This window comes from Nocardioides pelophilus (genome assembly GCF_014180685.1).
GTDB classification, from domain to species: domain Bacteria; phylum Actinomycetota; class Actinomycetes; order Propionibacteriales; family Nocardioidaceae; genus Nocardioides; species Nocardioides pelophilus.
This window is the reverse complement of record NZ_JACEHF010000016.1, coordinates 34024-44858: the sequence shown is the minus strand read 5'-3', so window position 1 is coordinate 44858 and position 10835 is coordinate 34024. Positions and strand designations below refer to the sequence as shown.

12 protein-coding genes and 1 pseudogene are annotated in these 10835 nt (G+C 69.8%); 6 read left to right on the top strand and 7 right to left on the bottom strand.

Going from position 1 to position 10835, the window contains the following annotated elements:
• Positions 1-429: pseudogene (locus tag H0488_RS23595) on the top strand (hypothetical protein); the annotation flags it as partial.
• 153 nt (positions 430-582) lie between these two features.
• Entirely contained in the window at positions 583-1062 is a 480-nt protein-coding gene (locus tag H0488_RS05550; protein ID WP_183098291.1) for a hotdog fold domain-containing protein, read from the top strand.
• An 18-nt stretch (positions 1063-1080) separates the two neighbouring features.
• On the opposite strand, the gene H0488_RS05545 is transcribed toward H0488_RS05550, so the two are convergent.
• From H0488_RS05545 to H0488_RS05520, 6 genes are all read right to left on the bottom strand, one after another.
• Positions 1081-1947: an amino acid ABC transporter permease gene (locus H0488_RS05545; RefSeq protein WP_183098290.1), complete on the bottom strand. Its 867-nt coding sequence runs from the start codon at positions 1945-1947 to the stop codon at positions 1081-1083.
• Positions 1944-2639 carry an amino acid ABC transporter permease gene (locus tag H0488_RS05540; protein WP_183098289.1) on the bottom strand — a complete coding sequence of 232 codons (696 nt, stop codon included), beginning with the start codon at positions 2637-2639 and terminating at the stop codon, positions 1944-1946. Before H0488_RS05540 ends, H0488_RS05545 begins: the two co-directional genes overlap by 4 nt.
• Before the next feature lie 6 nt (positions 2640-2645).
• On the bottom strand, positions 2646-3536 hold the full coding sequence (locus H0488_RS05535) for a glutamate ABC transporter substrate-binding protein (protein WP_183098288.1): 891 nt from the start codon (positions 3534-3536) through the stop codon (positions 2646-2648).
• Between the two features lie 11 nt (positions 3537-3547).
• Positions 3548-4330 (bottom strand): amino acid ABC transporter ATP-binding protein, encoded by a 783-nt coding sequence (locus tag H0488_RS05530; RefSeq protein ID WP_183098287.1) that lies wholly within the window; start codon positions 4328-4330, stop codon positions 3548-3550.
• 84 nt (positions 4331-4414) lie between these two features.
• Positions 4415-4840: an aromatic ring-opening dioxygenase LigA gene (locus H0488_RS05525; RefSeq protein ID WP_183098286.1), complete on the bottom strand. Its 426-nt coding sequence runs from the start codon at positions 4838-4840 to the stop codon at positions 4415-4417.
• A gap of 93 nt (positions 4841-4933) precedes the next feature.
• Entirely contained in the window at positions 4934-6148 is a 1215-nt protein-coding gene (locus H0488_RS05520) for a phospholipase D-like domain-containing protein (RefSeq protein WP_183098285.1), read from the bottom strand.
• Positions 6149-6184: 36 nt separating this feature from the next.
• Here H0488_RS05520 and miaB point away from each other — a divergent pair, with 36 nt between their 5' ends.
• From miaB to H0488_RS05500, 4 genes are all read left to right on the top strand, one after another.
• A complete protein-coding gene (miaB, locus tag H0488_RS05515; protein ID WP_183098284.1) occupies positions 6185-7699 on the top strand; it encodes a tRNA (N6-isopentenyl adenosine(37)-C2)-methylthiotransferase MiaB in 1515 nt (504 codons plus the stop codon).
• A gap of 106 nt (positions 7700-7805) precedes the next feature.
• Positions 7806-8411: a hypothetical protein gene (locus tag H0488_RS05510; protein WP_183098283.1), complete on the top strand. Its 606-nt coding sequence runs from the start codon at positions 7806-7808 to the stop codon at positions 8409-8411.
• Between the two features lie 275 nt (positions 8412-8686).
• Positions 8687-9415, top strand: coding sequence for a Type 1 glutamine amidotransferase-like domain-containing protein (locus H0488_RS05505; RefSeq protein ID WP_183098282.1), 729 nt, complete (start codon positions 8687-8689; stop codon positions 9413-9415).
• Entirely contained in the window at positions 9415-10338 is a 924-nt protein-coding gene (locus H0488_RS05500) for a phosphotransferase family protein (protein ID WP_183098281.1), read from the top strand. The genes H0488_RS05505 and H0488_RS05500 overlap by 1 nt, the downstream gene beginning before the upstream one ends.
• Here the strand turns inward: H0488_RS05500 and H0488_RS05495 are convergent.
• Positions 10335-10820 (bottom strand): NUDIX domain-containing protein, encoded by a 486-nt coding sequence (locus H0488_RS05495; RefSeq protein WP_183098293.1) that lies wholly within the window; start codon positions 10818-10820, stop codon positions 10335-10337. The two genes, H0488_RS05500 and H0488_RS05495, sit on opposite strands and share 4 nt — an antisense overlap.
• Between the last annotated feature and the right edge of the window lie 15 nt (positions 10821-10835).

Here is a 10835-nt window from a genome sequence, read left to right as displayed (position 1 = left end):
GAGCCGTACGCCGGGGGTCTCGAGACGGTCGCCAGGGCGACCTCCTCGACCACCGGGGGTGCCGAGGAGCCGTACGCCGGGGGTCTCGAGACGGTCGCCAGGGCGACCTCCTCGACCACCGGGGGTGGCGTCGCCGTGCCTTCGTCGTACGACGCGGCCACCTACCTCCGCGTGCTCCAGGACCTCGGCTGCGAGGTGGACGCGTGGGAGACGACGTACCTCCACGTGCTCCACGGCGAGGACCCCGTGTTCGCCTGGGTGTCCGCAACCGGTGCGCGCCCGACCCTGCAGGCGCTGCCCGACGACCTGCGCCCTCGGTTCGAGGCGGAGTTCAAGCGCCGGCTGCGCGCGGCCTACCCCGACGACGGCCGCGGCGTCGTGCTGCCGTTCCGCCGGATCTTCGCGGTGGCGAAGAAGGCGTCGACGTGAGGCTCCATCGGGAACGGTCGTCGTTCGAGGGCTACCAGCGCTGCCACGCCTTCGACGGTGCGGGCAGCCGGGTCGAGGTGCTCGCTCCCGCGTGACGTGGCTCTCGGGCGAGGGGGTTGTGGCGCGTTGTTACCCACGAGTAATGTCACGCCCATGAGCCAGGTGGAAAAGCTGTGGAAGACGGTCTCCGGCCTCCCTGTCGTCGGTGACTCGGTCGGCAAGCGGGCCTTCTCGATCGCGTTCAGCCAGAAGGCGCCGTACTTCGCGACGATCCACCCGCGCTTCACGATCGTGGAGCCCAACCACGTCGAGCTGGTGATCCCGAAGCGGCGCAGCGTGCAGAACCACATCGGCACCGTGCACGCCATCGCCCTCTGCAACGGTCTCGAGGCCGCGATGGGCGCGCTGGCCGAGGTGACCATCCCCAAGGACAAGCGCTGGATCCCCAAGGGGATGGAGGTCGCCTACACCGCCAAGGCGAGCAGCGACATCACCTGCGTCGCCGAGACCGACCAGGCGCAGTGGGACACAGCCGACGGCGACCTCGCGGTCCGGGTCAAGGGCGTGCGCGACGACGGCACCGTCGTCGTCGAGGGCGAGATCCGGCTGTGGGTCACGCCCAAGTCGAAGTAGCCGCTACTTCACCGGCCCCTACTTCACCGGTGCAGCGCTCGGGTCTCCTTCGCCGACCATCGACACCTCGAGCACCTTCTTCTCGCCGACGAACTTCCTCTGCACCCAGGTGGCGATCACGGTGAGGATCAGGTTGAGCAGGACGTAGATCCCTCCGATCACGATGACGGTCGGGATCTGGTTCTGGCCGTGATCGGGGTTGGCGTAGATCAGTCGCATCACGAACGTGAGTCCGGGCGCCAGTACGACGTACCCGAGGGCCGTGTCCTTGAGCGCGACGACGCACTGGCTGATCAGTGCGGGCAGCATGATCTTGACCGCCTGAGGCAGCTGGATGGCCAGCATCACCTGGCTCTTGCGCATGCCGACGGCGTACGCCGCCTCCACCTGGCCCTTGGGCACGGCGTTGATGCCGGCGCGGAAGACCTCCGCCAGCACGGCGCCGTTGTAGAGCATGAGGGCGATGACGACCGCCCAGTAGCGGTTGGTGGTGCTGTCCAGGCCGAGCAGGATGCCGAAGAAGATGATGTTCAGCAGCACGGGGACGGCTCGCCAGAACTCCACGACCGCCCAGCACGGCCAGCGGACCCAACCGTGCTCGGAGAGCTTGCCGATGCCGAACAACACGCCGAACCCGACCGCGAGCAGGATCGCCGAGAACGCCATCTTGAGGGTCTCGAGGACCCCGTCCACCAGGATCGTCTCGATGAAGACCGGGCTGACGAACGGCTCCCACTTCTGGTACTCGAACTGGCCGTTCTGCTGGAGCCGCAGCACGGCGTACGCGAGCAGTGCCAGCAGCCCGACGCTCGCGATCACCGTGTAGACCCGGTGCCGGGCGATCGTCCGCGGCCCCGGAGCGTCGTACAGAACGCTTCCGCTCATGCGACCCTCACTCTCCGCTCGAGCCGGTTGGCGACGAACGACAGCACCTCGACCAGGACCACGAAGATGGCCGCGAACGCGATGAACAGGCTGATCCGGGCCGTGGGGTTGTCGTTGAGCAGCCCGCGCATCCTGATGAACGCCTCCGAGACGCCGAGCGCGCCGGCGACCGTGGTGTTCTTGAGCAGCGCGATCTGCACGTTGGCGAGCGGGGGGATCGATGCGCGGAACGCCTGGGGGAGCACGACGTAGCGCATCACCCCGGCGAACGGCATGCCGATCGCTCGCGCGGCCTCCGCCTGACCCAGGGGGACGGCGTTGACACCCGACCGCAGGGCCTCGCACACGAACGCCGCCGTGTAGACGGTGAGGCCGACGGTGCACGCCGCGAAGATGTTGTTGATCCGCACATCGCCGACCGTGGTCGGCAGGACGACATCGACGAAGTCGAACCTCAGGTCCATCTTCGGCGCGGCGAGCCGGAAGAAGAAGATGACGATGAGCAGCGGTGTGTTGCGCACCAGCGTCACGTAGATCGCTGCCGCCCAGCGGAGGACCTTGATCGGGCCGACCCGCATCGCGGTGAGCAGGGTGCCGCCGATGAGCGAGCCGACGCCCGCGAAGACGAACAGGAGCACCGTGTAGGCGAACGCAAGCGCGATCGCCTCACGGTGCTCCCATACGACGTCCACCCTTGCTCAGGCCTGGCACTCGTCCAGCGTGGGCGGCTCGGGGGCTTCTTCGTCCTCCGAGCTGAGGTGTGCGTTGAAGGACTCCTCCCAGGTGCCGTCCTCGAACGCCTCGGTGAGGACCTCGTTGATCCACTCGCACATCTCCGGGTAGTCCTTCGAGTAGCCGATGCCGATCCGCTCCTCGGAGAACTCGGGACCGACCACCTTCACCTCGCCCTCGTACTGCTGGGCGAGCCCGCGGAGGATCGAGCCGTCGGTCGACATCGCCGGGACCGTGCCGTTGACGACGTCCTCGGCGCACTGGCCGTAGTTCGCCGCAGGCACGCCGACGGCGCCGGCCGTGTTGATGTTCTCGAGGGACGTGGAGCCCTCGGCAGCGCAGACCTCCTCGCCCTGGAGGTCGTCGATCGACTCGACGTCGGAGTCGATCGGGACCAGGACCTGCTGGCCGGTGATCATGTACGGCCCGGCCTGGCCGACCAGCTGGCGACGGTCGTCGGTGATGGAGTACGACGCGGCCACCAGGTCGACGACGCCGTCCTGGAGGAACTGCTCCCGCTGCTCGGACACGGCCTCGGTCCACTCGACCGCGTCCGACTCGGGGTCGATGCACAGGTCGGCGATGAGCAGCTTCGCCATGTCGATGTCGAAGCCCTCCGGCACCGAGTCGGGGGTGTCCTGCTGGCCGAGGCCAGGCTGGTCGACACGGTTGCCGATTGCGATCTCGCCTGCGTCAGAGAGCTCGGCCATCCGCGAGCCCTCCTCGAACTTGTCGTCACAGTCGGACTCGGCCTCGACCTCGGGGGCGTCGTCATCCTCTCCGGCGTCTCCGCACGCCGTCAGCGATCCGGCAAGGAGAACCGCAACCGCGGCCATCCCGAGCTTCATCCTGCGCATATCCCTACTCCTTAGTGTTTGAGGATCTTGCCGAGGAAGTCCTTGGCACGATCGCTCTCGGGGTTGGTGAAGAAGGTCTCGGGGTCGGCCGACTCGACGATGGCGCCGTCGGCCATGAAGACGACCCGGTTGGCCGCCGTACGGGCGAAGCCCATCTCGTGCGTGACCACGATCATCGTCATGCCTCGCTCGGCGAGGTCGACCATGACGTCGAGGACCTCCTTGATCATCTCCGGGTCCAGGGCCGAGGTCGGCTCGTCGAAGAGCATGACCTTCGGGTCCATCGCGAGCGCCCGGGCGATCGCGACCCGCTGCTGCTGGCCGCCGGAGAGCTGGGCGGGGTACTTGGCTGCCTGGTGGGCGACACCGACCCGCTCGAGGAGCTCCTTGGCGCGTGTCTCGGCCTCGGCCTTCGACTTCTTGCGGACCTTGATCGGTCCGAGGGTGACGTTCTCGAGCACGGTCTTGTGGGCGAAGAGGTTGAAGCTCTGGAAGACCATGCCGACGTCGGCCCGCAGTCGGGCGAGGCCCTTGCCCTCCGCGGGCAGCGGCTCGCCGTCGAGGAGGATCTCGCCCTCGTCGATCGTCTCGAGCCGGTTGATCGCACGGCACAACGTGGACTTGCCGGCGCCCGAGGGGCCGATCACCACGACGACCTCGCCGCGGGCGACGTCGAGGTCGATGTCCTTCAGCACGTGCAGGTTGCCGTAGTGCTTCTGCACGCCGGCCAGGCGCACGAGCGCCTGGCCGGCGCCATTGGTAGGCGCGGCCTCGGCCCCCCGGTGAACCGTCATGCAGGGGACGCTAGCGCTGCTCTAGACCATTCGGCTAGACCAGTGGAGATCGCTGCGCCAATCTGTGACCTTGCCGGGACCCTCTCAGGTGGTCGTCGTCGTGGTGGTTTCTCGCATGCCACCGACGTCGCGCATGCCGAGCCCGATGAGGATGAACAGCACGCCCATCGCGATGGCCATCGCCGCGACGCCGTAGGCGACCACGGAGGTGAAGAGCGAGGCCTGGAGGAAGGCGCTGTTCATGGCGGTCTCGCGCAGCGGGTCCTCGCGGTCGAGCTCGGCGTAGGTCTTGCCGCCGGTGGTGTCGAGGGTGTGCTTGTCGATGATCTTCGCCTCGCAGTAGGCGGAGAACGGCCCGTTGACGTCGTCCTCGGCGAGGCAGTCGGCGTCCTCGGCAACCGTGATGTTCTGGTCGGAGAGGGTGTTGGTGACGACGAACCAGGTGGCGACGCCACCGATGATCATGATGGCGCCCAGGACGATGGCGACGAGAGAAGCGATCTTGCGCATCTGTTCCTCCGTGTTGGTCGAGCTCGTGGGGTCGAGCCGTCCCTGGTGACGCTAGCCCTCCGCGGCCTGCTTGTGTGCGATTGAGAAGCGGGGTCAGAGCGGGTCGCACGGAGCGAGGTTGTCGGGCTCGTGGGCGATCTGCGGGGCGAGGAGCTGGTTGAGCCGGTCGAAGGCCCACTTGTTGTAGAGGCCGACGGTCACCTGGTCCGACATCGAGCCGCCGCCCCCGTTGCCCCAGTCGTCGGAGCCGAGCCAGGCGGCGTACCGGGTCTTGCCGTCCTCGACCCAGGTCGCCGTCATCTCCTTGTCGTGGGTGTACGCGTACGGACGGGAGCGGCTGCCGGTCCGCCAGCAGCCGTCCTCCATCCGGGCGCCCGCGTTGCGCAGGGTCCGTACGACGGACGCGTCGACGTCGGGTCCGACGACGACGGTCAGGCGCGAGCCTGCGTTGACCATCCTGGCCAACCTCTGGGCCAGCCAGGCGCCCCGGTAGCCCTGCCAGGAGTACATCGAGATCACCATCCTGGTGCCCGGACCGCTGCGGATCGCCCTGAGCCGGTCCATCACCGGATCGTTGTCCCGGGTGATGGGCAGCGACGGCATGAAGTAGGCGTCCCACCCCTCGCCGGAGACGCGGCGCTGCGGGTTGCCGGGTGGCTTGCGGTCCTTGGCGGACTGCAGGAAGACCCGCTGGACGTCGTCGTACAGCTGGGGCAACGCCACCGTCACCATCGCGGAGTAGGCGCGGGCGTCGGCCGCATCGCTGTTGTTGTACGAGCCGATCATCGTGACCTTGCGGGTGCGACCGACTCTCGAGAACTGCCAGACCTTCGCATGCATCGTGGTCTTGCCGTCCCTGCCGCGGGCGGAGTTCTTGGTCCACACCACCCACGACCCCCGGCGTCCGTTCGCCCGTCCCTGCTGGATCAGCTTGGTGAGCTTCACGCCCCCGGAGGACACCCCCGAGAGCGGCTTCCCGGCCGGTCCGCCGTAGAAGATCGCGTGGATGTCGACGCCCCGCTCGTAGGCCGCCTTCAGCGCCGGCCAGGTGATGGACGACGCCATGTAGAACGACATGATCGAGATCGTGGCGCCGCGCGGCGTGTGCTTGATGAACGTCCGTAGCTGCCGCGCCACCTGGCCGCGGTTGTGGGTCGGGTCGTTCATCGACATCGCCCGGGTGACGGTGAAGGCAGCCTGCGCCCTCGGGAGCTCGCGTGAACCAGGGGAATCGCTGGCGGCGGGGGACGACGTCGAGCTCACGAGAACGACGAGCAGTGTCACGACTGCCGCTGCCACGCGGATCACAGCGGTGAGACTACGGCGCCGTACCCTTGAGCGGTCATGAATGCAGCCAGAACCTACGAGGTCCGCACCTACGGGTGCCAGATGAACGTCCACGACTCCGAGCGCCTGTCCGGGCTGCTGGAGGACGCGGGCTACGTCGCCTTCCGACCTAGCGCCGCGGGGGACCAGGCGGGCTGTGCTGACGTGGTCGTGTTCAACACGTGCGCCGTGCGCGAGAACGCGGACAACAAGCTCTACGGCAACCTGTCGCACCTGGCGCCGATCAAGGCCGCCAACCCCAGCATGCAGATCGCGGTGGGCGGCTGCCTGGCGCAGAAGGACCGCGCGACCATCACCGCGAAGGCGCCGTACGTCGACGTGGTGTTCGGCACCCACAACATCGGCTCGCTGCCGGTGCTGCTGGAGCGGGCGCGGGTGCAGGAGGAGGCGCAGGTCGAGATCCTCGAGTCGCTCGAGGTCTTCCCGTCGACGCTGCCGACCAAGCGGGAGTCGGCGTACGCCGCCTGGGTGTCGGTGTCGGTCGGGTGCAACAACACCTGCACGTTCTGCATCGTCCCGAGCCTGCGGGGCAAGGAGAAGGACCGCCGGCCGGGGGAGATCCTGGCCGAGATCGAGGCACTGGTGGCGGAGGGCGTCTCCGAGGTCACCCTGCTGGGGCAGAACGTCAACAGCTACGGCGTCGAGTTCGGCGACCGGCAGGCGTTCTCGAAGCTGCTCCGCGCCTGTGGCGGGATCGACGGGCTCGAGCGGGTGCGCTTCACCTCGCCGCACCCGGCGGAGTTCACCGACGACGTCATCGAGGCGATGGCCGAGACGCCGAACGTGATGCCGCAGCTCCACATGCCGCTGCAGTCGGGCTCGGACCGGATCCTCAAGGCGATGCGCCGGTCCTACCGGCAGTCGAAGTACCTCGGGATCATCGACCGGGTGCGGGCCGCGATGCCGGAGGCCGCGATCACCACCGACATCATCATCGGCTTCCCCGGCGAGACCGAGGACGACTTCCAGGCGACCCTCGACGTGGTGCGCCAGGCGCGGTTCGCCGGAGCATTCACGTTCCAGTACTCCAAGCGGCCCGGCACCCCGGCCGCCACGCTCGACGATCAGGTCGCGCCTGCGGTCGTCACCGATCGCTACAACCGGCTCGTCGAGCTGGTCAACGCCATCGCGTGGGACGAGGGCAAGCGACTCGTGGGCCGCGAGGTCGAGCTGATGGTCTCCGAGGGCGAGGGCCGCAAGGACCCCGCGACCCACCGGCTCTCGGGCCGTGGACCCGACAACCGGCTGGTCCACTTCGAGGCCGACTTCAGCCAGGTGGTCTCGACAGGCTCGACCTACGAGGGGGCGCGACCCGGCGACCTGGTCACGGTCGGCATCACGTACGCCGCCCCCCATCACCTGGTCGCCGACGGACCCGTGCGCGCGCTGCGTCGTACTCGCTCGGGCGACGCGTGGGAGCGGCGGACGGTTGCCCCTCCGACCGGTGTCACCCTCGGCATGCCGAGCGTCGGCGTTCCGGCGCCGCTGCCCGCCGCGCCCGCCTGCACCTGACGCAGACCCCTTTCGAAGGGGCGGCCCCGGTGCTGTCGATCGGGGCTGGGCGGGGGGCTGTGGATGGAGAGCTGGGGAGGCCGGCCTGCGATGGCAACCTGTCGTCGTGTCTCCCTTCGTCCGGCCAGACTCCGCCCGCCTCGACGAGATGCTCGCCGACGGGGCGGTCGCGCTCCTGCGCGATCGGAGCGTGGATGCGCTGAACGTCAGCGCGCTGGCGCGGTGGATGGGCGTGACGAGGCAGGCGCTGAGCGAGCGGCTCTGGTCCTCGGGCGGGACGCGGCGCCGGATCCTTCAGCTGACGGTGGTGGCCTTCGCGGATCGATGGGCCGGCTGGGTGCAGGCGGCACTTCTCGAGGACCCGCCGGTGCCCGCGCTTCCGCGCTCGGCGGAGGAGGTGCACGGGCTCAGGGTGTGGGCGGCGCTGGTCGAGCTCGCCCGCGGCGAGCTTGCGCGCGGGAACCCGGACCCCGCTGCCGCGATCGTCGCGACCCGTGAGCTCGAGCGCGAGGTGATGCGGGATCGGACCACGAGCTGGCTCGGCACGGACGTCTCGGATCAGGACGTGCTCGAGCTGGGCGCGCTGGCGGACGGACTCCGCGCGGACCTGATCCTCTCGGTGCCGCGATCGTCGTTCGACGACGCCCACCGGCTGCTCAGCCGACGCCTGGAAGCGATCCGCGTCTCGACCACCGGGATCGAGCAGCAGTGAGCTGGACGAGGGCGGCGAGGACGGCGAGGCGGCGGCCGTGGGGTTCTCGGATCCGCACCTTGCAGGACGTCAAGCAGCCAGGGTGTCCTGCTTGACAGCGCGCAGGGGCCCCGCCCAGGCGGCAGCCTGCAGGACGTCAAGCAGCCAAGGTGTCCTGCTTGACAGCACGCAGGGTCCGCCAGGCGGCAGCAGCCTGCAGGACGTCAAGCAGGCACGCTGCCCTGCTTGACAGCATGCAGGAGCGCTGCGCGGCCCCCGGGTGGCAGGATCGACAGGTGCCTGCTGACGCTCCCACGATCCTGGCCACCTCCGGTGGCGCCGTGCCCAGCGACCGGATCCGGTGGTCGGTCGGACCGCTGACCGACTACGCGGTCGAGCTGTCGGGCGTGTCCGGCCGGGCGCCGCGGGTGTGCTTCCTCGCCACCGCCTGCGGCGACAACCCGCAGGTGGTGCGCGACTTCTACGACATGGCGCAGGAGGCCGGCTTCCACGGCACCCACCTGCAGCTCTTCACGATGCCCAACGTCGACGACATGCGCGAGCTCCTGCTCGGCCAGGACGTGATCTGGGTGTGGGGCGGCAGCGTCGCCGGCCTGCTCGCGATGTGGCAGCTGCACGGGGTGGACGACCTGATGCGCGAGGCGTGGGAGGCCGGTGTCGTGCTGACCGGAGTTTCGGCCGGGTCGATCTGCTGGCACGTCGGCGGCACGACCGACTCGTTCGGCCCGGACCTGCGACCGATCACCAACGGGCTCGCGCTGGTGCCCTTCTCCAACGGCGTCCACTACGACTCTGAGGAGCAGCGGCGGCCGCTCTTCCAGTCGCTGATCGCCGACGGCACCCTCCCCGCCGGCTACGCGACCGACGACGGGGTCGGGGTGCACTACCGCGGCACCGAGTTCGTGGAGGCGCTGACCGAGCGGAAGGGCAAGGCCGCCTACCTCGTCGAGCGTGGCCCGGACGGGGCGGTCGAGACCCGCCTCGAGACCCGGCTCCTCGGCTGATGGACCCTTTCCTCGCCGCCGGCGCGTCGCTGACGCCGCTGGACGGCGGCTGGTCCGGTGAGACGTTCCTGGCCGAGGCGGGCGGGGAGCGGACCGTCGTACGCATCTACGCGGACCCGCGGCACCCCGCGCACGCGGCCGAGATCGCCGCGTCGCTGCTGCGGCTGGTGCGCGGGCTGCTCCCGGTGCCGCAGGTCCGGGAGGTACGACGAGCCGACCCCGACGCGGGCACACCGGCGCTCCTCGTCACCGAGCTGCTGCCGGGCACGCGGGGAGACCTGCTGCTGCCGACGCTCGACGACGCAGGGCTGCGCCGGCTCGGTGAAGGCGTGGGAGAGGTCGCCACCGTACTGGCGGGGATGCCGACGCTGCGGGGCGGCAGGTTCGCCGACGGCGAGCTGACCATCGAACCGTTCGAGATCGACCTCCCGGGCTGGGTCGAACGGAACCGGGCCGGCCTCGAGCGTCAGGACTGGTCGGCGGGCGACCTCGACCGGCTCACGACGATCGCCGGGCGCGCGCAGGCCCGGCTCGACTCCGTCGACCGCACCAGCCTCGTGCACTCCGACCTCAACCCGAAGAACCTGCTCCTCGACCCGGACACCTTGGCAGTCACCGGCGTGCTCGACTGGGAGTTCGCGCACAGCGGCCACCCCTTCACCGACCTCGGCAACCTGCTCCGCTTCGACCGCGAGCCCGCCTACCAGGCCGGGGTGCTCGCGTCCTGGACGTCCCGCTTCGGCACCGCCGCCGCCGAGGCGACCGACCTCGCCCGCTGCGCCGACCTCGCCGCACTCGTCGATCTCGCCGTCCGCAGCGGCTCCAACCCGGTCGCCACCCGGGCCGAGGCCCAGCTGCGCGCGATCGTCCGCGACAACGACTGGCACGCCACGTCGGACGCACCAGGGCCGCTCAGCCGCTAGCGATCGAACCCGAACTGCGTCAGCGGCGGTACGACGCCCTCCCGCAGCGCCTCGAGCACGGTGAGCTCGTGCGGCACCACCGGGTCGGGCAGGGCGTCGAGCGGGAACCAGCGCAGGTCGGCGCACTTGGCGGGCTCGACGATGCGCGGCTCCCCGCTCCACGAGCGCGCGGCGAAGAAGAAGTCGATCCGCTCGTCGATCGGCAGGTCGTGGGCGGTGCGCTGCATCGAGGTCAGGAACTCCAGCTCGACGTCGGTGAGGTCGACCTCCTCGGCCGCCTCGCGCGCCGCCGCAGCCGCGGCGCTCTCGCCCCGCTCGACGTGGCCGGCGGCGGCCGCTGCCCAGTGGTCGTCCATGTAGCCCGTGCCGCGGCGCAGCTGCAGCAGCACCTCCGTGCCGGCCGCACCGTCCGACCGCAGGAAGAAGACGTACGACGCCGGGACCACCACGAAGCGCTCGGCGCCGGTCTCGGGGTCCTGCACGGTCAAGGGAGGTGG